23 protein-coding genes are annotated in these 21802 nt (G+C 32.9%); 20 read left to right on the forward strand and 3 right to left on the reverse strand.

What is annotated here, in order from left to right:
- The first annotated feature begins 74 nt into the window (after nucleotides 1–74).
- From rpsH to carA, 15 genes are all read left to right on the forward strand, one after another.
- Nucleotides 75–473, forward strand: coding sequence for a 30S ribosomal protein S8 (gene rpsH / locus ACODSI_RS05775; protein ID WP_488915892.1), 399 nt, complete (start codon nucleotides 75–77; stop codon nucleotides 471–473).
- A gap of 17 nt (nucleotides 474–490) precedes the next feature.
- Nucleotides 491–1033: a 50S ribosomal protein L6 gene (gene rplF, locus ACODSI_RS05780; RefSeq protein ID WP_488915893.1), complete on the forward strand. Its 543-nt coding sequence runs from the start codon at nucleotides 491–493 to the stop codon at nucleotides 1031–1033.
- A gap of 11 nt (nucleotides 1034–1044) precedes the next feature.
- A complete protein-coding gene (gene rplR, locus ACODSI_RS05785) occupies nucleotides 1045–1398 on the forward strand; it encodes a 50S ribosomal protein L18 (protein WP_488915894.1) in 354 nt (117 codons plus the stop codon).
- Between the two features lie 3 nt (nucleotides 1399–1401).
- Nucleotides 1402–1926 carry a 30S ribosomal protein S5 gene (gene rpsE / locus ACODSI_RS05790; protein ID WP_089046918.1) on the forward strand — a complete coding sequence of 175 codons (525 nt, stop codon included), beginning with the start codon at nucleotides 1402–1404 and terminating at the stop codon, nucleotides 1924–1926.
- Between the two features lie 12 nt (nucleotides 1927–1938).
- A complete protein-coding gene (gene rpmD / locus ACODSI_RS05795) occupies nucleotides 1939–2121 on the forward strand; it encodes a 50S ribosomal protein L30 (protein WP_481791766.1) in 183 nt (60 codons plus the stop codon).
- Nucleotides 2122–2132: 11 nt separating this feature from the next.
- Nucleotides 2133–2585 (forward strand): 50S ribosomal protein L15, encoded by a 453-nt coding sequence (rplO, locus tag ACODSI_RS05800; RefSeq protein ID WP_488915895.1) that lies wholly within the window; start codon nucleotides 2133–2135, stop codon nucleotides 2583–2585.
- A gap of 12 nt (nucleotides 2586–2597) precedes the next feature.
- The gene (secY, locus tag ACODSI_RS05805) at nucleotides 2598–3941 is read left to right on the forward strand and encodes a preprotein translocase subunit SecY (protein ID WP_488915896.1); all 1344 of its coding nucleotides are present in this window, start codon (nucleotides 2598–2600) and stop codon (nucleotides 3939–3941) included.
- A 5-nt stretch (nucleotides 3942–3946) separates the two neighbouring features.
- Nucleotides 3947–4162, forward strand: coding sequence for a translation initiation factor IF-1 (infA, locus tag ACODSI_RS05810; RefSeq protein WP_007136545.1), 216 nt, complete (start codon nucleotides 3947–3949; stop codon nucleotides 4160–4162).
- 11 nt (nucleotides 4163–4173) lie between these two features.
- A complete protein-coding gene (ykgO, locus tag ACODSI_RS05815) occupies nucleotides 4174–4290 on the forward strand; it encodes a type B 50S ribosomal protein L36 (RefSeq protein ID WP_081932050.1) in 117 nt (38 codons plus the stop codon).
- Nucleotides 4291–4292: 2 nt separating this feature from the next.
- Nucleotides 4293–4667, forward strand: coding sequence for a 30S ribosomal protein S13 (gene rpsM, locus ACODSI_RS05820; protein ID WP_488915897.1), 375 nt, complete (start codon nucleotides 4293–4295; stop codon nucleotides 4665–4667).
- Between the two features lie 8 nt (nucleotides 4668–4675).
- Nucleotides 4676–5059 (forward strand): 30S ribosomal protein S11, encoded by a 384-nt coding sequence (gene rpsK / locus ACODSI_RS05825; RefSeq protein WP_274782172.1) that lies wholly within the window; start codon nucleotides 4676–4678, stop codon nucleotides 5057–5059.
- Nucleotides 5060–5179: 120 nt separating this feature from the next.
- The gene (gene rpsD, locus ACODSI_RS05830) at nucleotides 5180–5785 is read left to right on the forward strand and encodes a 30S ribosomal protein S4 (protein WP_298395763.1); all 606 of its coding nucleotides are present in this window, start codon (nucleotides 5180–5182) and stop codon (nucleotides 5783–5785) included.
- Nucleotides 5786–5806: 21 nt separating this feature from the next.
- Nucleotides 5807–6799: a DNA-directed RNA polymerase subunit alpha gene (locus ACODSI_RS05835; RefSeq protein ID WP_298395765.1), complete on the forward strand. Its 993-nt coding sequence runs from the start codon at nucleotides 5807–5809 to the stop codon at nucleotides 6797–6799.
- A 30-nt stretch (nucleotides 6800–6829) separates the two neighbouring features.
- On the forward strand, nucleotides 6830–7345 hold the full coding sequence (gene rplQ, locus ACODSI_RS05840; protein ID WP_488915898.1) for a 50S ribosomal protein L17: 516 nt from the start codon (nucleotides 6830–6832) through the stop codon (nucleotides 7343–7345).
- Between the two features lie 263 nt (nucleotides 7346–7608).
- The gene (carA, locus tag ACODSI_RS05845; protein ID WP_488915899.1) at nucleotides 7609–8727 is read left to right on the forward strand and encodes a glutamine-hydrolyzing carbamoyl-phosphate synthase small subunit; all 1119 of its coding nucleotides are present in this window, start codon (nucleotides 7609–7611) and stop codon (nucleotides 8725–8727) included.
- Between the two features lie 31 nt (nucleotides 8728–8758).
- Here the strand turns inward: carA and ACODSI_RS05850 are convergent, their stop codons facing one another.
- Complete coding sequence (locus ACODSI_RS05850; protein WP_488915900.1) at nucleotides 8759–9838, reverse strand: hypothetical protein; 1080 nt, start codon at nucleotides 9836–9838, stop codon at nucleotides 8759–8761.
- A gap of 128 nt (nucleotides 9839–9966) precedes the next feature.
- The gene (locus ACODSI_RS05855; RefSeq protein WP_488915901.1) at nucleotides 9967–11061 is read right to left on the reverse strand and encodes a hypothetical protein; all 1095 of its coding nucleotides are present in this window, start codon (nucleotides 11059–11061) and stop codon (nucleotides 9967–9969) included.
- 320 nt (nucleotides 11062–11381) lie between these two features.
- On the opposite strand from ACODSI_RS05855, the gene eno reads away from it, so the two are divergent.
- The 4 genes from eno (at nucleotide 11382) to ACODSI_RS05875 (ending at nucleotide 17579) form a co-directional block, all read left to right on the forward strand.
- Nucleotides 11382–12674 (forward strand): phosphopyruvate hydratase, encoded by a 1293-nt coding sequence (gene eno / locus ACODSI_RS05860; RefSeq protein WP_488915902.1) that lies wholly within the window; start codon nucleotides 11382–11384, stop codon nucleotides 12672–12674.
- Nucleotides 12675–12829: 155 nt separating this feature from the next.
- Nucleotides 12830–14797 (forward strand): tetratricopeptide repeat-containing sensor histidine kinase, encoded by a 1968-nt coding sequence (locus ACODSI_RS05865; RefSeq protein WP_488915903.1) that lies wholly within the window; start codon nucleotides 12830–12832, stop codon nucleotides 14795–14797.
- A gap of 21 nt (nucleotides 14798–14818) precedes the next feature.
- Nucleotides 14819–15586, forward strand: a complete 768-nt coding sequence (locus ACODSI_RS05870; RefSeq protein ID WP_488915904.1) for a LytR/AlgR family response regulator transcription factor — start codon at nucleotides 14819–14821, stop codon at nucleotides 15584–15586.
- 34 nt (nucleotides 15587–15620) lie between these two features.
- On the forward strand, nucleotides 15621–17579 hold the full coding sequence (locus ACODSI_RS05875; RefSeq protein ID WP_488915905.1) for a T9SS type A sorting domain-containing protein: 1959 nt from the start codon (nucleotides 15621–15623) through the stop codon (nucleotides 17577–17579).
- A 74-nt stretch (nucleotides 17580–17653) separates the two neighbouring features.
- Here the strand turns inward: ACODSI_RS05875 and ACODSI_RS05880 are convergent, their stop codons facing one another.
- Nucleotides 17654–19843 carry an ATP-binding response regulator gene (locus tag ACODSI_RS05880; RefSeq protein WP_488915906.1) on the reverse strand — a complete coding sequence of 730 codons (2190 nt, stop codon included), beginning with the start codon at nucleotides 19841–19843 and terminating at the stop codon, nucleotides 17654–17656.
- Between the two features lie 350 nt (nucleotides 19844–20193).
- Between ACODSI_RS05880 and ACODSI_RS05885 the strand changes: the two genes are divergently transcribed.
- Entirely contained in the window at nucleotides 20194–21477 is a 1284-nt protein-coding gene (locus tag ACODSI_RS05885) for a citrate synthase (RefSeq protein WP_488915907.1), read from the forward strand.
- The last annotated feature ends 325 nt before the right edge of the window (nucleotides 21478–21802 follow it).

The following is a 21802-nucleotide window of genomic DNA, read 5'->3' on the forward strand; positions in this document are numbered from 1 at the left end:
TTAAAAAATGAGTTTAATGGTTTCAGGTTCAAGGGAATAGTTCTTTTGAAAACCGTTGCCAAAATTTTATAAATATGTATACAGATCCAATTGCAGATTATCTTACGAGAGTTAGAAATGCAGCTAGAGCTAGCCACAAAGTGGTTGAGATTCCTGCTTCTAACCTTAAAAAAGAAATCACTAAGATTTTATTCGATCAAGGATATATCTTAAGCTACAAATTTGAAGATAGTACAGTTCAAGGTACTATTAAAATTGCTCTAAAGTATGATAAAGATACTAAAGAGTCGGTTATTAGAGATATCCAAAGAATTAGTAAACCAGGTTTACGTAAGTACGCAGGTGCTTCTAAATTGCCTAGAATCCTTAACGGATTGGGTATAGCTATCGTTTCTACATCAAAAGGTTTGATGACTGGAAAACAAGCTAAACAACTGAATGTTGGAGGAGAAGTAATTTGTTACGTATACTAATTTAAAGCTAAACGACGATGTCAAGAATAGGTAAAAATCCAATTGTAGTTCCAGCTGGAGTAACTGTAGAAGTTGCTGAAGGATTGGTTACAGTTAAAGGGAAATTAGGACAACTTACACAGGAGTTTTCGGACGTTACTGTGAAGTTAGAAGAAGGTCAAGTTATTGTGGAAAGATCATCAGACCACAAAGATCAAAGAGCTAAACATGGTTTATACAGAGCCTTAATCAATAATATGATTGTTGGAGTATCTACTGGTTTTACTAATGAATTAGAACTTGTGGGTGTGGGTTATAGAGCTTCAAATCAAGGACAAAAACTTGATTTAGCTTTAGGATTTTCACACAATATCATTTTAGAAGTAGCGCCAGAGGTATCTTTGGAAACTATTTCTGAAAAAGGTAAGAACCCAATTGTTAAACTTACATCACATGATAAACAACTTTTAGGAGCTATTACTGCGAAAATTAGAAATTTCCGTAGACCAGAACCTTACAAAGGAAAAGGTATCAAGTTTGTAGGTGAAGTATTAAGAAGAAAAGCAGGTAAATCAGCTTAAAAATAGAGATTATGTCATTAACAAAATCTGAAAGAAGACAGAGAATCCAGTATAGAATAAGAAAGATTGTTAGCGGTACTGCTGCTAGACCAAGACTTTCTGTATTCAGAAGTAATAAAGAAATCTATGCACAGCTAATTGATGATGTAAATGGAGTTACTTTATTAGCTGCTTCATCAAGAGATAAAGGAGCAGATATTAAAGGTACAAGCGTTGAAGTTGCGGCTACAGTTGGAAAACTTGTTGCAGAAAAAGCGTTAAAAGCCGGTATAGAATCAGTAACTTTCGATAGAGGAGGTTATTTATATCACGGTCGTATTAAATCATTAGCAGAGGGCGCAAGAGCCGCTGGACTTAAATTCTAATATATTATGTCTAAATACAAAAATGTAGAATTAGTAAAACCAAGTGGTCTTGAGTTAAAAGATCGTCTGGTAAGTGTAAATCGTGTTACTAAAGTAACAAAAGGAGGTAGAGCTTTTGGCTTTTCTGCTATTGTTGTTGTAGGTGATGAAAATGGAGTAGTAGGTCACGGATTGGGAAAATCTAAAGATGTTTCTGAAGCAATTGCGAAAGCAGTAGAAGATGCTAAGAAAAATTTGGTTAGAATTCCTTTGAGTGGGCAATCTGTTCCTCACGAACAAAAAGGTAAATTTGGTGGTGCTCGAGTATTTTTAATGCCTGCATCTCATGGTACAGGAGTTATTGCTGGTGGTGCTGTTCGTTCAGTATTGGAATCAGTAGGTATTCACGATGTATTATCAAAATCTCAAGGTTCTTCTAATCCACACAATGTGGTTAAAGCAACTTTTGATGCATTACTACAAATGAGAAGTGCTTATACTGTTGCAAAACAGAGAGGTGTTTCTTTAGAGAAAGTTTTTAAAGGTTAATTCAAGGAAATTATGGCTAAATTATTAGTAAAACAAGTAAGAAGTAAAATCAACTGTCCTCTAACTCAAAAAAGAGGATTGGAAGCTTTAGGTCTTCGCAAAATGAATCAAGTTGTGGAACATGATTCTAATCCAACTATCCTTGGAATGATAAATAAAGTTAAACACTTAGTTTCCGTTGAGGAAGTTAAATAACAATTATAGTTATGAATTTAAGTAACTTACAACCTGCTGAAGGTTCAACGCACAACCAAAATAAAAGAGTTGGTAGAGGTGAAGGTTCTGGTAAAGGTGGTACTTCTGCAAGAGGACACAAAGGAGCAAAATCTCGTTCTGGATATTCTAAGAAAATTGGTTTTGAAGGAGGGCAAATGCCACTTCAAAGACGTGTTCCTAAGTTTGGTTTCAAGAACATTAACAGAATTGAGCACCAAGGTGTAAATCTTGACACGCTTCAAGCTTTAGTTGACAACGGAATTGTTACAGATACTGTAGATTTTGCAGTATTAGTAGAAAATCGTTTGGCTACCAAAAATGAATTAGTTAAAATTTTAGGTAGAGGTGAATTAAAAGCAAAATTAAAAGTATCTGCTCACAAATTTACTGCCACTGCAAAAGCTGCTATTGAAGCTGCTGGTGGTGAAGTAGTAACATTATAATATTCTGACTTTATGAAGAATTTTATTGAATCGTTTAAGAATGTTTGGAAAATTGAAGAGTTGAAAAACAGAATATTGTTTACCTTAGGTTTGCTTTTGGTTTACAGATTTGGTGCTCATGTTACTCTTCCAGGTATCGATGCTACACAGCTTTCAGGGCTTGCTGGTCAAACAGATAAAGGAATTGGATCAATTCTAGATATGTTTACTGGTGGTGCGTTCTCTAAAGCTTCAGTATTTGCGTTAGGTATCATGCCTTACATTTCTGCTTCAATTGTTGTTCAATTAATGGGAATTGCAATTCCATATTTACAAAAGCTTCAAAAAGATGGTGAAAGTGGTAGAAAAAAGTTGAACCAAATTACACGTTGGTTAACTATTGGTATTACCTTACTTCAAGGTCCTGGTTATATTTATAACTTAAGACAAACTATTCCTCAAGGAGCATTTTTGTTAGGATTTGATTCTTTCGAATTCTTATTTTCATCAGTTTTAATTTTAACCACAGGAACAATCTTTGCTATGTGGTTGGGAGAAAAAATAACTGATAAAGGTATTGGTAACGGAATTTCCCTATTAATTATGGTTGGAATTTTAGCTAGATTACCACAAGCATTAATTCAAGAATTTACTTCTAGAGTTACCAATAATAATGGTGGCCCAATGATACTAGTTTTTGAAATTATCGTATGGTTATTGGTAATTATTGCATGTGTACTTTTGGTAATGGCAATTAGAAAGATACCTGTTCAATATGCTCGCAGAACTACTTCTGGAGATTTTGAGCAAGATATGATGGGTGGTAACAGACAATGGATTCCTCTTAAACTAAATGCTGCTGGTGTAATGCCGATCATCTTTGCTCAAGCAATTATGTTCATCCCAGCTGCTTTAGCAAGATTATCACAGTCGGAAACTTCTCAATCTATTGCAGGTGCATTTAGTAACATGTTCGGATTATGGTATAATTTAGTTTTTGCTTCATTAATCATTATCTTTACATTTTTTTACACGGCAATTACAGTTCCAACAAATAAAATGGCTGACGATTTAAAAAGAAGCGGTGGTTTCATTCCAGGTATTAAACCAGGTGTTGAAACAGGCGATTTTTTAGATAAAATTATGTCATTAGTAACCTTTCCAGGTGCGTTATTCTTAGCTTTAATAGCTGTGTTCCCAGCGATTGTAGTTAGTTTAGACGTTCAACAGTCATGGGCTATGTTCTATGGTGGAACTTCTTTGATCATTATGGTTGGAGTTGCAATTGATACTATTCAACAAATAAATTCTTATTTATTGAATAAGCATTATGATGGTTTAATGAAAAGTGGTAAAAATAGAAAAGCAGTAGCTTAATTTTTATGGCAAAACAATCAGCAATAGAACAAGACGGATCAATAATCGAAGCATTATCAAATGCAATGTTCCGTGTGGAATTAGAAAATGGACATATCGTTATCGCACACATTTCTGGTAAAATGCGTATGCATTACATTAAATTGTTACCTGGTGACAAAGTTAAGTTAGAAATGAGTCCTTACGATTTGTCAAAAGCAAGAATCACTTACAGATACTAAAGTTATTAAAAATGAAAGTAAGAACATCAGTTAAGAAAAGAAGCGCAGAATGTAAGATTGTGCGTAGAAAAGGAAGATTATACGTTATTAACAAAAAGAATCCTAGATTTAAACAAAGACAAGGATAATTATGGCAAGAATAGCAGGGGTAGATATACCTAAAAATAAAAGAGGTGTTATAGCACTTACCTATATCTTCGGAATAGGAAAAAGTAGAGCAATTGAGATTTTAGATAAAGCTCAAGTTAGCCAAGACATTAAAGTTCAAGATTGGAATGATGATCAAATCGGAGCAATTCGTGATGCAGTATCATACTACAAAATTGAAGGTGAACTTCGTTCGGAAACTTCATTAAACATCAAACGTTTAATGGATATCGGATGTTACAGAGGAATTCGTCACAGATCTGGTCTTCCATTAAGAGGTCAAAGAACTAAAAACAATTCTAGAACAAGAAAAGGTAAGAGAAAAACTGTTGCTAATAAGAAAAAAGCAACTAAATAGTAAGTAATATGGCTAAAGCAAGTACAAAAAAACGTAAAGTTATTATTGAATCTTCAGGTGAAGCTCATATTAATGCGACTTTTAACAACATCATCATTTCGTTAACTAACAAAAAAGGTGAAGTTATTTCTTGGTCTTCTGCTGGTAAAATGGGCTTTAGAGGTTCTAAAAAGAACACTCCATATGCTGCTCAAATGGCAGCTGAAGACTGCAGTAAAGTAGCATTAGAAGCAGGACTTAAAAAAGTAAAAGTGTATGTTAAAGGTCCAGGTAACGGAAGAGAATCTGCTATCAGATCAATACACAACAGTGGTGTAGAAGTAACAGAAATTATTGATGTTACTCCAATGCCTCACAATGGATGTCGTCCTCCTAAAAGACGTAGAGTATAATTTTATACTGAAATAGTTTCAGTATCTAATATATAATTAAGTATAACAAGAGAAAGAATCAAGATTATCGAAGGATTTATTGACCTGAATTCATAATCTCTCTCTCAAAACAATTTTAAAATGGCAAGATATACTGGTCCAAGTACAAAAATTGCTCGTAAATTTGGCGAAGCAATCTTCGGAGCTGATAAAGCATTCGAAAAAAGAAATTACCCTCCTGGACAACACGGGATGGCAAAAAAAAGAGGTAAAAAATCTGAATATGCTGTTCAGTTGATGGAAAAGCAAAAAGCTAAATACTCTTACGGTATCTTAGAAAAACAATTCAGAAACTTATTTGAAAAAGCAGCTGCTTCTAAAGGTGTAACAGGTGAAATCCTTTTACAATTATGTGAAGCTCGTTTAGATAATGTTGTTTTTAGAATGGGTATTGCTTCTTCAAGAAGAGCTGCAAGACAAATCGTTTCTCACCGTCACATTACTGTTAATGGTGAATTAGTAAACATTCCTTCTTACCACTTGAAACCAGGTGATGTAGTTGCAGTTCGTGAAAAATCAAAATCTTTAGAGTCAATTGAGCGTTCTTTATCAAACTCTAATCATGTTTATGAATGGATTACTTGGAACAACGATACTAAATCAGGTACTTTTGTTACTGTACCGGCTAGACTTCAAATTCCAGAAAACATTAAAGAGCAGTTAATCGTAGAGTTGTACAACAAATAATAATTGACAGTAGTCTAAATTATGGCAATATTTAATTTTCAAAAGCCCGATAAAGTTATCATGATCGATTCAACCGATTTTGAAGGTAAGTTTGAATTCAGACCTTTAGAACCTGGTTACGGATTGACTGTTGGTAATGCACTTAGAAGAGTTTTACTTTCTGCTTTAGAAGGTTATGCTATTACATCTACAAGAATTGAAGGTGTAGAGCATGAGTTTTCTACTATTTCAGGAGTTGTTGAAGATGTTACCGAAATTATCCTTAGTCTTAAACAAGTACGTTTTAAACGTCAAATTGAAGATATCGATAACGAATCAGTAACTATATCTATAACTGGTAAAGAACAAATTACTGCTGGCGATTTTCAAAAATTTATTTCTGGTTTTCAAGTTTTAAACCCAGAATTAGTAATCTGTAACCTTGATTCTAAAGTTAATTTCAACATGGAATTAACTATCGAAAAAGGTAGAGGATATGTTCCTGCAGAAGAAAATAAAAAGCAAAATGCAGCTATCGGTACAATCTTTACAGATTCTATCTTTACTCCAGTTAAAAACGTGAAATATGCTATTGAAAATTTCCGTGTAGAGCAAAAAACAGATTATGAAAAATTAGTTTTTGAAATTAAAACTGATGGATCAATCAATCCAAAAGATGCTCTTACTGAAGCAGCAAAAGTATTAATTCACCACTTCATGTTATTCTCAGATGAGAGAATCACTCTTGAGGCAGACGAAATCGCTCAAACAGATTCATACGATGAGGAATCATTACACATGAGACAATTGCTTAAAACGAAGCTTGTTGATATGGATTTATCTGTAAGAGCATTAAATTGCTTAAAAGCAGCTGAAGTTGATACATTAGGAGACCTTGTCTCTTTTAACAAACACGACTTAATGAAGTTCCGTAACTTCGGTAAAAAATCGTTAACTGAACTAGATGAACTAGTGGCTGTTAAAAATTTAACTTTCGGAATGGATTTGTCAAAATATAAATTAGATAAAGACTAGTTTCTTTATTCAAATTAAATAGCATTTAAAATGAGACACGGAAAAAAGAACAATCACTTAAGCAGACAGACTGGACATAGAAAATCTATGTTAGCTAATATGGCTTGTTCATTAATTGAACACAAACGTATTAACACAACTGTTGCTAAAGCAAAAGCGCTTAAACAATTCGTTGAGCCGCTTATAACAAAATCAAAAGAAGATACTACGCACAATCGTCGTGTGGTTTTTGCTTACTTACGTAACAAATACGGTGTTACTGAACTTTTTAGAGAAGTAGCTGCTAAAGTAGGTGATCGCCCAGGTGGTTACACTCGTATCATCAAAGTTGGAAATCGTTTAGGAGATAATGCTGATATGGCAATGATCGAATTAGTAGATTTCAACGAACTATACAATGGTGGTAAAAAAGAAGAGAAAAAAGCTAAAAGCCGTCGTGGTGGAAAAGCTAAAAAAGAAACTACTGCTGCTCCAGTTGCTGATGCAACTCCTGCTCCAGAAGCTCCTGAAACTTCTTCAGAAGAAACTACTGATAGTGCAGAATAATGAATTCAATTTCATAAATATAAAGGATAAGCTTTCGAGTTTATCCTTTTTTTTATGCTTAAAACTAACTTATTTCTTTCTGGAGCGAATGGTTTAGGTTTGTCAGCAATCCATTTTCCTGCTTTTCTTCCTGCCAATAAAAATTGGCATCCATCCAATCAGGGCTAGAGAGCCATCCAAAGGAATGTTTATAAACTTTACTAAATCGACTTTAGAATTATAAAAGATTATCCTAAATTTGCAAAACACAACTAACTACTACAATGAAATACACAACACGACCACAAGCCATCTTACTACTAGCGGATGGAACCATTTTTTATGGTAAATCAATCGGAATTTCAGGTACCACTTTTGGGGAAGTATGTTTCAATACTGGAATGACGGGTTATCAAGAAATTTTTACTGATCCTTCTTATTTCGGACAAATAATGGTAGCTACCAATCCGCATATCGGGAATTATGGTGTCAATGCCAACGAAGTTGAATCTGAAAAAATCATGATTTCAGGCTTAGTTTGTAAAAACTTTAGCTTCAATCATTCTCGACCAGATTCTGAGAGTAATCTGTATGATTATTTTGAAAAACAAAATTTAGTATGCATTTCTGATGTAGATACACGAGCCTTAGTTAGCTATATTCGTGATAACGGTGCCCAAAATGCCGTAATCTCAACTGATGGGACATCTATTGAAGAATTAAAAAATCAATTGTCAAATGTTCCCAATATGAAAGGATTGGAATTAGCTTCCAAAGTTTCAGTATCAGAACCCTATTTATTCGGAGATGAAAAGGCCACCTATAAAATTGCCGCTTTAGATTTAGGTATCAAAAGAAATATCCTTAGAAATCTTGCCAAAAGAGATTGTTACATCAAAGTATTTCCCTACAATACGTCCTTTAATGAGTTGAAAGCGTTTAATCCGGATGGTTATTTTTTATCCAATGGTCCGGGTGATCCAGAACCTTTAACTCAAGTGCAAGAAACAGCAAAAGAAATGATTGCTTCTGACAAACCTGTTTTTGGAATATGTCTAGGTCATCAAATTTTGGGTTTAGCAAACGGAATTTCAACCTATAAAATGTTCAATGGACACAGAGGAATCAATCATCCTGTGATGAATGTATTAACAGGTAAAGGTGAAATCACTTCTCAAAATCATGGTTTTGCAGTCAATAGAGAAGAACTTGATTCTCATTCTGATTTAGAAATTACGCATTACCATATCAATGACAATACCGTTGCCGGAATGCGCATGAAATCGAAATCTTGTTTTTCAGTGCAATACCATCCAGAAGCAAGTCCAGGACCGCATGATTCGTCTTATTTGTTTGATGAGTTTGTAGAAAATATTAAGAAAAATCAACTTCAAGTTGTATAAACAAAAAGGATGCATTTGCATCCTTTTTGTTTTAATCTACATAAGTATAACTATCATACAAATTTTCAAACTTTGCATTGTTTTTTAGGAAGGCTCTATTAACAGCTTGCCAATTGGTGTAGAAAGTTTCTTTATCTTTTTGAATTATTTCGACTACATCAAAAAGCTCTTTTTTCTTTTGATTATAAGATTTTACAACAGAATTGTATTGAGATAAAAAGGCTTCTGTATTCTGATTGGGTTCACTTTTCAATTTTTGAAGTTTAGTGTATTCGTCCATAAAACTATCGAACAAAGAAGTAATTTTGTTTTTTTGATTATAAATGAAATTGCAATAGGATAGGGTAGCATTGTTTAACGAAACATCGGCATAATTGTCTTTGTAAGTGCTAGTTTTGGTATTGGTTTCTTCATAAATAGCATCTAAAGCCGACATTGCCTCTGTAAAATCGTTGCAACTTATTTGGTTTATGGAAGCATTTATTTTCGCATTTATAACATTGATTTTGTAAAATAAAATATTTTCGTAGGCATTATACTCAAAAATATTATTTCCCGAAAAAGTTTTGATTATTACATGGTATTGCATTCCAAAATCTCTTTTGCTTTTTTCGTATCTTCTCAGTTCATAAAAATAGCTATTTAAGTTATCTTCTCTTCGGTTTAAATTTTCAATAATTTGACTCACAGGATACGAAGACTGATTAATATAATCATTCATAATCAGGGTACCATTGGCCATGCACTCAATTGTTTTTTCGTTCATTCGAATAAAACTATCGCGTAAAAAAGTGTTTTTTTCAAAACCCTTATCGTTAATTTTTAGGATAGTGTTGATCGATTTAAGTTTGTCAATGATTTTGTTTGCAGTAGCTCGAGATCTTGTTTCCATTTGATTGTCCATAATAGAAGCAGAGTATTCTTGAAGAGATTTCTTTACAAAAAGTTCGTTCTTAGAAAAATCATTTAAGTAAGCCTCAATGGTGCGGTACCCGACTGATTTTGATTCTTGTGCAAAGGCAACACAAGACAACAGCAATAAAAAGAACATAAAACAATTTACTTGTCTTTTTGTTTTATTTTTTCCTGATTTTAAGTAAGTGTTTTTCATAATTGCAATCTTTAATTGTTTGATGTAAAGGTACTCTCGTTGTGAGCAGTTCTTTTTACATATTATTTATTAAAGATTACATAATTATACAAAAAAAAGATTTCTACTGTATAGAAATCTGTGAGAGGTTAGTCGTTATTTGTGAATTTATCATACAAGTTCTCAAATTCGATGTTTCGTTTCAAAAAGTCACTGTTGGTTAAATACCATCGCTTTAATAAATCACTTTTTTTGATTTGATTTTCATATAAAGTATCAAAGAATTTATTTTTAGTATCGTTGTATCTTCTAACTTCATTGTTGTAATCTTCTACTTTTATGACGTCATTGCTTTCCAAAAACTTACTTTTAATTTTTTGAAAATCATCGTAAACCGCAATGTATTGTTGGTATAATGGCAATAAAGTTTCGTTTTGCTTCAATATGAAATTTATGAATTCAATGTTGATGTCATTTAACGATTTGTCTATAAAATCGTCTTTATAAATATCGGTTTTTACTAATGATTCTTCGGCTATGCTGGTTATGAAATTAGTGCATTCAACAACGTCATCGGTATTTCGATATTTAAAAAGTTGTACCAACTTGTCGTCTAATACATTTAGTTTGTAAAAGATTAGGTTTTGATAGGCATTATATTCGAAGACATTTCTCTTGTTATAGTTACGAATTAAGATGTTGTATTTTAATCCGAAATCTCTTTTAGCGCTCTCATAATTCAATATCTCAGCATAGTATTTTGAGATTTCCGATTCCTTGTAAGAGAAATTTTTAAAAATTTCTGAATAATCTAACCCACTTTGCACTCTGTAATCGTTTAATTTAAGCGACTTGTTTTTTAATAAAGTTATGGTTTTGTTGTTAAGCTTGATAAAAGCATCCCGCAAACCAACATCTCTTGAACCTTTGTTGTCAGAAATCCCTAAATCATTTTTTAGTAAATTAATATTAATATCTTCAAGTTTGGTATAAATTCGTTCCAAAGTGCTTTGAACTCGTGAGTCTGGACTTGCATCAATAATTGAAGTAGAATATTCCATCAACGATTCTTTAACAAATAATTCATTTTTACCAAAGTCATTGATATAGGCTTTAGCGTTTCTGTAATCTTGAGCAAAGGTGGTTTCACACAATAAAATTAAAATGAATACAAACCAAAAAGCAATTAATTTACTGATGCTTTTTAGGTCTGGTTTTCGTTCTGTATGAATTTCATTTTCCATATTCAAATGTAATAATTGGGGTTATCAAAGTTTAAAAATAAATAAATTTAGTATTTTGACAGATATAAAGTATCTATAAAATGCAATAAAAATCGATAAAATGCAATATTTACATACAAAAGTAAGATAAAGTTTATAAAAATTTTAAATCAAAAATGATCTCATAACATCTTACTATTTGAAGCGCTTTTTAAACAACTAAATCGATTGAGTTTATAAGTTTTTACAAAAAGCAATGATTTAGTTTTGAGATATGCTTAAATTTGTGAGGCTTTTTTTAGCTAATATGCAATTATCTAACTAATAAATAAACATAAATAATGAGTATTATTATTAAAGTACACGCTAGACAAATTTTGGATTCTAGAGGAAATCCTACTATTGAAGTTGATGTAGTAACCGAAAATGGTGTTTTAGGACGCGCTGCTGTACCCAGTGGAGCTTCAACCGGAGAGCATGAAGCTGTAGAACTTCGTGATGGCGGAAAAGCCTACATGGGAAAAGGTGTGTTGAAAGCCGTTGAAAATGTAAATACTAAAATTGCTCCTGAATTATTAGGAGTATCTGTTTTTGAACAAAATCTAATCGATCAATTAATGATTGATTTAGATGGAACTGCTAACAAAGGGAATTTAGGTGCGAATGCTATATTAGGTGTTTCGATGGCGGCGGCAAAAGCGGCAGCAAATGAACTAAACTTGCCTTTATACCGCTATGTCGGAGGTGTTTCTGCCAATACATTACCAGTTCCAATGATGAATATCATCAATGGTGGTTCGCATTCGGATGCACCAATTGCATTCCAAGAATTCATGATTATGCCAGTGAAAGCGACTTCGTTTACGCACGCCATGCAAATGGGAACAGAAATTTTCCATAATTTGAAAAAAGTATTACACGATAGAGATTTGTCAACTGCTGTTGGTGATGAAGGTGGATTTGCTCCAAATTTAGCTGGTGGAACAGAAGATGCTATTGAAACGATTAAGAAAGCGGTTGAAAATGCAGGATATACATTTGGAGACGAAGTAATGATAGCACTAGATTGCGCGGCTTCTGAATTTTATGTAGACGGAAAATACGATTATACCAAATTTGAAGGGCCTAATGGTAAAATCAGAACGTCTAAAGAACAAGCTGAATACATGGCAGAATTGGCTTCAAAATATCCTATCATTTCTATTGAAGACGGAATGCAAGAGAACGACTGGGACGGTTGGAAATATTTAACCGAATTGATTGGTGATAAAGTTCAATTAGTTGGAGACGATTTGTTTGTAACCAATGTTGAGCGTTTGTCAACTGGAATTGAAAAAGGAATTGCCAATTCAATTCTAGTGAAAGTAAATCAAATTGGAACCTTAACGGAAACCATTGCTGCAGTTAACATGGCAAAAAATGCAGGATATACTTCGGTAATGTCACACCGTTCAGGAGAAACAGAAGACAATACCATTGCCGATTTAGCTGTAGCTTTAAACTGTGGACAAATTAAAACAGGTTCGGCTTCTCGTTCGGATCGTATGGCAAAATATAATCAGTTATTGAGAATAGAAGAAGAATTGGGCGATACAGCGTATTTCCCTGGTTTGAAAGCTTTTAAGCAAAAATAGATAAAACTTAGACATTGAAACCCGACTGCATCCAGTCGGGTTTTTTTATTGATTTAAATGCAACTTTTATCGAATTCTCGATGAAATCTATCGAATTCTAAATTAAATCTTTTTATTTAAATGTAAAGTTTATTTTTGTTTCTATAATTTGCATTATGAAGTCAAAACTACTTTTTTTATTTCTGTTCATTTCTTTGTTTGCTTCGGCACAAAATAAAGCGATTGATAGTTTAATGCTTCAACTCAAAACTACTAAAAGCGACATTGTTAAAGCCCAAACGCTCAATAATTTGGCCAATCAATATGTCACCACCAATCCTAAATTGATGCTTCGATATGCTGCTAAAGCCCTACAAGTTTCTCGATCAATCGGATATAAAGTAGAGGAAGGAAATGCTTACCATCATATGGGAAACGCCAACATTATTTTGGGAAATTATACCAAAGCTTTGGATTGTTTTTCTAAATCACAAACTATTTTTGAAAATGAACTAGTATCAGGTACTAGCGAAAATACCAAAGAAATTAAAAATGGATTGGCCCGTGCATACGGCAGTATCGGTTATGTGTTTATGGAACAAAGTAATTATGATAAAGCACTTTTGTTCAATTTCAAATCGTTGAAGATTTTTCAGGAAACACAAAACCTACAAAAACTTGCCCGAGTTTACAACAATATAGGAGTCATTTATAAATCGCAAAATGATTTCTTTAAGGCTTTGGTGTACTATGAAAAATGTCTGGATATTCAAGAACAATTGGATGATGAAAATATAGGAACTACCACCAGCAATATCGGATTGATTTACTTACTAAAGAAAGATTATGTAAAAGCACTCGAGCGCTTTAAAGAAGCCAAATATTGTTTTGACACCTTTCCAAATCCAAACGGATTAGCGCAGTTGTACTATAATTATGCTTTGTATTATAAAGATTTGTATCAAAATAATAAAGCTATAGTGTACACCAATATGGCGCTAGAAATTTTTGAAAGCATCGAGAATAAATTCTGGATTGCCAATTCATATGCCATTTTGGGAGAAATTTATTTGCAACAAAAAGAGTATCAAAAGGCGCTACAGTTTACTGAAAAAGCATTGGTTTTGTCCAAAGAATTAAAAACATTGGATAAAATTCAAGTGTTTGAAAAAACCTTGAGTGAAATTTATGAAAAACAGAATAATGTTGTTGAGGCACTAAAGCATTACAAATTATACAGTATTGCTAAAGATAGCGTTACCAATGCACAAACCATTAAAAATTCGATTCGGGCCGAAATGAATTTCGATTTTGATCGCAAACAAATGCTCCAAAAAGAAGAACAAATCAAAAAAGACTTGGTTTATAAGGAGCAAAAAAAGACCAATCAAATCAAATTAATATTGGCTATTTTACTTTCTTTATTGATTTCAGGTATGGCCTTTTTAATGTATAATAGAGTGCAATTAAAACGAAGACTAACTCTCGAAAAAGAATTGGCTGTATACGAACAAAAAGCGTTGCATTTGCAAATGAATCCACACTTTGTGTTCAATTGTTTGGGTTCTATTTCTAGTTTTATTGTGCAAAATAGTACCGAAGCCGCCATCAAGTATTTGGCTAAATTTTCAAAATTGATGCGATTGACCCTTGAGTATTCTAAAGAAACGTTGATTCCAATTGACAAAGAAATAGAAAGTCTACAGAATTATTTGGAATTGGAGCAATTGCGCTTCAACAACTCATTTCAATTTCAAATCAACAAGAGTAAAGAAATAGAAGATGATGTTGCGCTACCGCCCTTGTTGATGCAGCCGTTTGTTGAAAATGCAATTATTCACGGTATGAAACCGAAATCTAATGAGGGATTTATTACCTTAGATTTTTACATAGAAAAAGAAAGTTTAGTGTGTGTAGTAACTGACAATGGAATCGGTATTGATAAATCCAAATCGATGAAAGAAAGTTTTGTTTCTATGCACAAGTCGATGGCACTAGATATCACCAAAAAAAGATTGGAAATGATGGAAGAAACTACCGCACAAAAAGCCAAAGTAGTCATAGAACAGTTAGAAGAAGACGGTAAAATTCTTGGAACCAAAGCGATGCTCGTTCTGCCATTGCAATATTTGTTTGCAAAATAATTAATTTAGAAAACACAAAACATGATAACAGCGGTACTCATTGATGATGATGTAAATTTAAGAGAAGGAATGAAAGGTCTTCTTTCATTATATGCGCCTGATATTACCATTATCGGAGAGGCAGACAGTGTTGAAACTGGCGTTGAGATATTGAACGAACTCCACCCACAAATTGTTTTTTTGGACATTCAAATGAATGATGGAACCGGTTTTGACTTGCTGGAAAAGTTGGCGGAAATTAATGGAAAAGTAAATACACACATTGTTTTTGTCACCGCTTATGAACATTATGCGATAAAAGCCTTTCGATTTAGTGCCTTAGATTTTTTGTTGAAACCCGTCGGACCAGATGAATTAGAAAAGGTAATCAGTAAAATTAGAAATGTATTAGAAAAAGACAACGATTATTCACACATCGATTTATTGTTAGAAAACATTCGTAAAAAAGCCGACAACTTTAAAAGAATTGCATTATCCAACTCAGACGGCATTCATTTGTTGGACATCAATGATATTATTCGGTGTGAAAGTGACGATAATTACACTAAGTTTTTTATTAAAAAAGGAAAACCAATATTGATTTCTAAAACGCTAAAAGAGTACGAAGAATTGTTGTCGGAATATGATTTTGTTAGAATACACCAATCGCATTTAATTAATTTAGCCTACGTCAAGTCGTATATAAAAAAGGAAAACGGATTTGTATTGATGCACAATGACGAACAATTGCCAGTTTCTCAAAGAAAAAGAGAAATGTTACAAGACATATTATCAAAAAAAATTAATTAATACAATGCTCCAGTTTAACTTAAACACAAGAACAATGAAAAAAATATTTTACTTATTTCTACTCTTGTTGACCGGAATAATGTCGGCTCAAAATATTGTATTCAACGGAACAGCTTTCAAGAATAAATTACTATTGGCATCAGCATCTAATAATATTGCTAAAGACCAAAACGGAATCAATATTAAAATAGATACGAACTTAGATAATGAAATCAGTTATGCCGAAGCAGCAGTAGTATACGAATTAGAATTGGAAAGTGCTTCTATTAATAATTTAGAAGGGTTAGCCTATTTTACCAATTTGACTGATTTGGATTTTCATCAAAATATCGTGAGTAGTGTAGACCTCTCAAGCTTAACCAACTTAAGACATCTAACGGCCAATCATAATTATTTAACGACTATAGATATATCTGCTTTAACATATCTTTTAAGTACAGATGTTTCTGACAACCAATTGATAACAATTTATGCTAAAAATGGAAACAATGCCGATACCATCAATTTTAACGGCAGTAGTAATAATGGGTTGTCGTATATCTGTATAGACGAATCACAAGTGAGTTATATCAATTCTATTTTAGGCAGTTTTACTCCAATTGTAAATTCTTTTTGTACTGCTCCACCTGGAGGAAATTATACTACGTTATCGGGCGTTGTTGTGTTTGATGTATTGAGCGACGGTATTGATGCTGGTGATCCTAGATTTCCATTTATAAAAGTGCAATGTGTTATTGGATCCAATGTGTTGCAAACTACTACGGATGCTAACGGTCAGTATGTATTTTACACCACACAAACTTCAGGTAGTTTTTCGATAGTTCCAGTAATTGAAGATAACAGCATTTTTAATGTGCCTACTGCCTATGTGGGTGCATTAGGAACCAATGTCATTCACGATTTTGTTTTAACACCAATTGCGTCTCCATCACCCGATTTAGAAGTAGTTGTCAATCCGGTATCGGATGCCATTTCAGGAACCGCTGCCGATTATCAAGTAACATACAAAAACAAAGGGTCTAAAAAAGTAACCGGAACGGTTGTCTTTACCTATGATGCGGCTAATATGACAGTAGTAAGTTGTACCAATCCTAATGCTTCTTTAGCAACTTTAGGACAAGTATCATTAGATTTTTCGGATTTATTGCCTTTTGAAACCAGAAGTTATCAAGTGACTTTGGGTATTAGTTCGAGTTATCCTAATGGGAATTTACTCAATTTTAATGCAACCATCACGGATATTTTGGGAGCTACAGAAACCACAACTGTGGGCGATAACACTTTTAATTATAAACAAACTGTTGGGGCAACAATTGCCAATACTCTAACTTGTTTGGAAGGTAATGTAGAAGAAGCATCACATATAGGGGATTACCTTCATTACGATTTGCATTTTGTAAATAATGGCAATGCCGTTGCTACAAATGTGGTAGTTAAAACGGTGTTTGATCCTACAAAATATGATTTGAATTCACTTCAAGTTTTAAATTCATCACATCCTTTGGAGGTAAGAGTAAAAGATACAGAAGCACTTTTTTATTTGAGTAATGTAGCCATTGGTGGTCCAGGTGGTGACGGTGGGATTTTGTTGAAAATTGCATCCAATTCTAACTTAACAGCTGGGCAATCAGTATCAACAAATGCCGAAATATTTTTTGATTATGGCACTAATTTTAACATTGGTTTACTGCCAAATAGTACTGCAACTACCGCTATTGAAACCACCACTTTTCAAAACTTGAGTTTAACACAAAATCGTATTGATGCATCGGTATCGATTTATCCAAATCCAGCCCAATCTTTAGTGTCTATCAGTGCTACAAATACTATTAAATCCGTTCAACTTTTTGATGTATTCGGACGGTTGTTGCAAATGAATGTTACCGATGCAATTACAGCTTCGTTGGATATTAGTGAACGATTGAATGGGGTTTACTTTCTTAAAATAACCACTGACTATGGGTCTAAAGTAATAAAAATACTAAAAGAATAGTTTTGTTTGATAATTGAGTGGCCACCGATTTCTGGAATATAATCAGGAATGGGTGGTTTTTTTTTGGAAGAAAATTAAAGGCCGCTAAGTACAGATTTTAGTTTTTCAATTTCAAAAGGTTTTAACAAGAAGTCATTAAAATAAAAATTGTAGTCGGTATTGTCTTTGGCAGCAATATCTGCAGTTAAACCAAATATAGGCGTTTTTTTGTTAGGATTTTCTAGTGTTCGAATGTTCTTAGCCGCTTGGTATCCATCCAAAACAGGCATGTGAATGTCCATTAAGATGTAGTCGTATTGTGTAACTTGAGCTTTTTCAGTTGCCTCCAATCCGTTTCTGGCATGATCGGTTATAATGTTCCATTTGGTGAGCAGTTTAAGAGCAATCATGGCATTGATTGCATTGTCTTCAACCAGCAATACTTTTATTCCGTCAATGTCATTTTTAAAATTTACATGATTGTTTTGCTCTAAATTTTGTGATTTTTTGAGTTTTAATTCGAAGGAAAAAGAAGAACCTTTTCCGTAAATACTTTGAATGTTAATTTCGCTGTCGTGAAGTTCGATTAGTTTTTTGGTGATGGACAGGCCTAAACCTGCTCCGTCTTTTTTACGAGTAATTCCCGATTTTAATTGCGAGAAACTTTCGAATACTTTATCCAAGTTTTCTTTTTCAATACCAATTCCAGTATCCGAAACTTTAAACAATACTCGGTCAAAAACGGGTCCTTTTTTTACAACTTTTACCTCTAGCTTTATAGAACCAATATCGGTGAATTTTATCGAATTACTGATTAGATTTCCGAGAATTTGAGTAATTTTTGTTTCGTCCAATAAATAATAGTCAAAAAGAGCTTCGTCAATTTTTAGTTTAAAATCAATATTTTTTTCATTGGCTTGAATACTGTAGGTTTTCCAAATATTTTCTAAATATGATTTTACTTTACAAGATTGCACGTCCAGTTTCATTTTGCCCAAGTCAATTTTAGTATAATCTAAAATATTGTTAACAATTTGCATTAAATGATTGGAAGAAAACTGTAGCGATTCAATTAACGATTTGTCTTCTAAGTTAGAATTTTCGTTCAACATATTAGAAATAGAAATTACGGCATTCAAAGGCGTTCTTATTTCATGACTCATAGTTGAGAGAAAATCTTGTTTGATTTTAGCTTCTTGAACGGCCTTATTACTTTTGGCAATAATTATGGCTTTCTCTTTTTGAAATTCAGTTTCTTTTTGTAGCGCTTGCATCCGCACCAATAAGTCATAATTTTCAATTACTTTAAAGTTTTGTGCGTTGTGAATGCCTTCTTTCTCAATCAAATATAGTTCTAAAAATTCCAACGATTTTTCTAAATTATTTTCAGCCTTGTAAAGAGTATAAAATAAATATAATAGTTTGAACTTGATTATAGAAATGGTATAGGTGTTGCATATTTCTAATCCGAGAGACGCATATTTAAGTGAGGATTTAATTTCATTACTTTCAAAGTATAACTTTGCTAATTTGGCATAGGCCATCACCAGTCCTAGTTTTTCCCCAGTTTGTGTGTGAATAGTAATTGCTTCATTAAAATCAGCAATAGCTTCAGGATATTTTTTTTCGGCCCAGAATACTTTTCCTCTACCATATATAGCAAATCCTAAACCTCTGAAGTCGTTTCCTTTTAGCTTGATATCGATAGATTTTTTGATGAGGGTTTTAGCTAATTCAACTTGATTGTTTTTAATGTAGATACCAGATAAATTGTTGTAAGCATTGGATTCAAGATTCAGGTCGCGAATTTCCTTGGCTGCTTTAATGGCGTTTTTGTAACACTGAATGGCTTTTTGTTCATCTCCCATGAAATCATAAACAGTGCCCAACGACTTTTCACATTTAGAAATGTTATGGTAATCATTGTGTTTTTTATAAACAATCAAGGCATCGATTAAATAGACCACACCCATTTGGAAATTAGTGGTTTTATAATAAAAACCAGCCAAATTGTATTTGGCATCTGCCAACCCTTTTTCATCATTCAATTTTTCATAGAGTTGGATGCATTTTTGCGATAAATTAAAAGACTCGTCGTATTTACCAGTAATCATATGGTACAACGATAGTTGTGAATAAGCTTTAGCTTTGAGGTCGTCTAATTCATTTTGGTTGCACAAATGCAAGGCAGCTTCAGTCGTCTTGATGCTTTGGTCAAGATTGTTAATTCTAATAGTGTAAGATTCTTCTAAAAGAGCGTTAATTTTTTGTCTAATTTCCTCCATAGGTTTGTTTCAAAATAACTTCTGTATTGTGAAATACACTTTATACAGACGAAAGGATTTAGTTCTCTTAAAGCCTCACTAACCAAAAATAATAATATTTTATCAAATAGATGCATCAGTTAATGGTTTGTTGCAAATAAGTTGTTTGTCAATGCTGTCATACAGTATGTCTTTGAAAATAAAAAACTTCACGAGTAACTTGCTAGTTGAATGTAGTCGGTTTGTATATTAACTTTGCATTTTTTATAGAAAAATTAACGAAAACGTTGCTGTATTTCTTTTTTAATTCATTTGAAATTCCATAAATTTGTTAAATTATAATTTTTCAGACTTAAAATTCAATTTATATCATGTCAAAAACAGCCATATTAGAGTACGATGGTAAAAAATTTGAGTTTCCTGTTATCATAGGAAGCGAAAATGAGCCAGCTATCGACATCAACAAACTACGCGATTTAACAGGTGCTATCACTTTAGATCCAGGGTATAAAAATTCTGGTTCATGCGAAAGTAAAATAACATTTCTTGATGGGGAAGAAGGAATTCTTCGTTATAGAGGTTATGCTATTGAAGACTTAGCAGAAAAAGGTGACTTTTTAGAAGTGTCTTATCTCGTTATTTTCGGAGAATTACCTACTAAAGAGCAATTAGTTCAGTTTGAAAACGACATTCGTAAATACACTTTAGTAAACGAAGAAATGAAAAACATCATCGATGGTTTCCCAAAAACAGCGCATCCAATGGGTGTTTTGTCTTCGTTAACATCAGCATTGACTGCTTTTAATCCTAAAGTTGTGAATGTTGAAAATGAAAAAGAAATGTATGAAGCAGTGTGTAAAACAATGGGTAAATTCCTTGTTATTGCTACTTGGACGTACAGAAAAATGATGGGTTATCCACTAAATTATTATGATAACACTCAAGGATATGTAGAGAATTTCATGCAATTGATGTTTAAACTTCCTACAGGGCCTTACGCTGCAAATCCTTCCGTGGTTGCTGCTTTAGACAAATTGTTCATTCTTCATGCCGACCACGAACAAAACTGCTCTACTTCTACGGTTAGAATTGTTGGTTCATCACATGCTGGATTGTTTGCTTCTATCTCTGCAGGGGTTTCTGCACTTTGGGGACCATTGCATGGAGGGGCTAATCAAGCAGTATTAGAAATGTTGGAAGCCATCCAAAAAGATGGTGGAGATGCTGATAAATACATGGCTAAAGCTAAAGATAAAGACGATCCTTTCCGTTTGATGGGATTTGGACATCGTGTGTATAAAAACTTTGATCCAAGAGCAAAAATCATTAAAAAAGCAGCTGATGAAGTTTTGAGAACTTTGGGTGTTGATGATCCAATTCTACAAATCGCTAAAAAATTAGAAGAAGCAGCGCTTGTAGATGATTATTTTGTATCTAGAAAATTATATCCAAATGTTGATTTCTATTCAGGTATTATTTACCGTGCTTTAGGAATTCCTACTGAAATGTTTACCGTTATGTTTGCTATTGGACGCCTTCCAGGATGGATTGCTCAATGGAAAGAAATGCGTGTAAATAAGGAGCCTATTGGAAGACCAAGACAGGTGTATACAGGATATCCTTTGAGAGATTTTGTACCAATGGATAAACGATAATTTATTTAAAAATACTTTTTTAAAACTTCTTGTGAAAACAAGAAGTTTTTTTTTGCCCATTTTTTAGTAAAATAATCTTTTAAAATAAAACCAAAATGGTGAAAAAATAAGAGATATTTTATATTGTAGGAAAATTATATTATTGAAATTATAAAATGTGCTTTTTATCGATTTTATGTGTTTATAAACGATTTTATTTAAAACGTTTATTATATATTTGAGAAAGAAAATAACAGATTCAAAAATGCTTGAATTTTTCTTTTAAAAAAGACTCAACGGTTTAAACCCCAAATTCGAATCGTTGAAGAATTAAAATGAATTGCTT

The organism is Flavobacterium sp. FG139 (assembly GCF_057809695.1).

Bases quoted from the DNA above. Each gene is read 5' to 3' on its own strand.
- eno (WP_488915902.1), top strand. From the start codon at position 11,382: ATGAGTATTATTATTAAAGTACACGCTAGACAAATTTTGGATTCTAGA.
- rplO (WP_488915895.1), top strand. From the start codon at position 2,133: ATGAATTTAAGTAACTTACAACCTGCTGAAGGTTCAACGCACAACCAA.
- rpmD (WP_481791766.1), top strand. From the start codon at position 1,939: ATGGCTAAATTATTAGTAAAACAAGTAAGAAGTAAAATCAACTGTCCT.
- rpsM (WP_488915897.1), top strand. From the start codon at position 4,293: ATGGCAAGAATAGCAGGGGTAGATATACCTAAAAATAAAAGAGGTGTT.
- carA (WP_488915899.1), top strand. From the start codon at position 7,609: ATGAAATACACAACACGACCACAAGCCATCTTACTACTAGCGGATGGA.
- ACODSI_RS05850 (WP_488915900.1), bottom strand. From the start codon at position 9,838: ATGAAAAACACTTACTTAAAATCAGGAAAAAATAAAACAAAAAGACAA.
- infA (WP_007136545.1), top strand. From the start codon at position 3,947: ATGGCAAAACAATCAGCAATAGAACAAGACGGATCAATAATCGAAGCA.
- rplQ (WP_488915898.1), top strand. From the start codon at position 6,830: ATGAGACACGGAAAAAAGAACAATCACTTAAGCAGACAGACTGGACAT.
- ACODSI_RS05835 (WP_298395765.1), top strand. From the start codon at position 5,807: ATGGCAATATTTAATTTTCAAAAGCCCGATAAAGTTATCATGATCGAT.
- rplF (WP_488915893.1), top strand. From the start codon at position 491: ATGTCAAGAATAGGTAAAAATCCAATTGTAGTTCCAGCTGGAGTAACT.
- secY (WP_488915896.1), top strand. From the start codon at position 2,598: ATGAAGAATTTTATTGAATCGTTTAAGAATGTTTGGAAAATTGAAGAG.
- rplR (WP_488915894.1), top strand. From the start codon at position 1,045: ATGTCATTAACAAAATCTGAAAGAAGACAGAGAATCCAGTATAGAATA.
- ACODSI_RS05855 (WP_488915901.1), bottom strand. From the start codon at position 11,061: ATGGAAAATGAAATTCATACAGAACGAAAACCAGACCTAAAAAGCATC.
- ACODSI_RS05865 (WP_488915903.1), top strand. From the start codon at position 12,830: ATGAAGTCAAAACTACTTTTTTTATTTCTGTTCATTTCTTTGTTTGCT.
- rpsD (WP_298395763.1), top strand. From the start codon at position 5,180: ATGGCAAGATATACTGGTCCAAGTACAAAAATTGCTCGTAAATTTGGC.
- ykgO (WP_081932050.1), top strand. From the start codon at position 4,174: ATGAAAGTAAGAACATCAGTTAAGAAAAGAAGCGCAGAATGTAAGATT.
- ACODSI_RS05875 (WP_488915905.1), top strand. From the start codon at position 15,621: ATGAAAAAAATATTTTACTTATTTCTACTCTTGTTGACCGGAATAATG.
- ACODSI_RS05885 (WP_488915907.1), top strand. From the start codon at position 20,194: ATGTCAAAAACAGCCATATTAGAGTACGATGGTAAAAAATTTGAGTTT.
- rpsK (WP_274782172.1), top strand. From the start codon at position 4,676: ATGGCTAAAGCAAGTACAAAAAAACGTAAAGTTATTATTGAATCTTCA.
- ACODSI_RS05870 (WP_488915904.1), top strand. From the start codon at position 14,819: ATGATAACAGCGGTACTCATTGATGATGATGTAAATTTAAGAGAAGGA.
- ACODSI_RS05880 (WP_488915906.1), bottom strand. From the start codon at position 19,843: ATGGAGGAAATTAGACAAAAAATTAACGCTCTTTTAGAAGAATCTTAC.
- rpsH (WP_488915892.1), top strand. From the start codon at position 75: ATGTATACAGATCCAATTGCAGATTATCTTACGAGAGTTAGAAATGCA.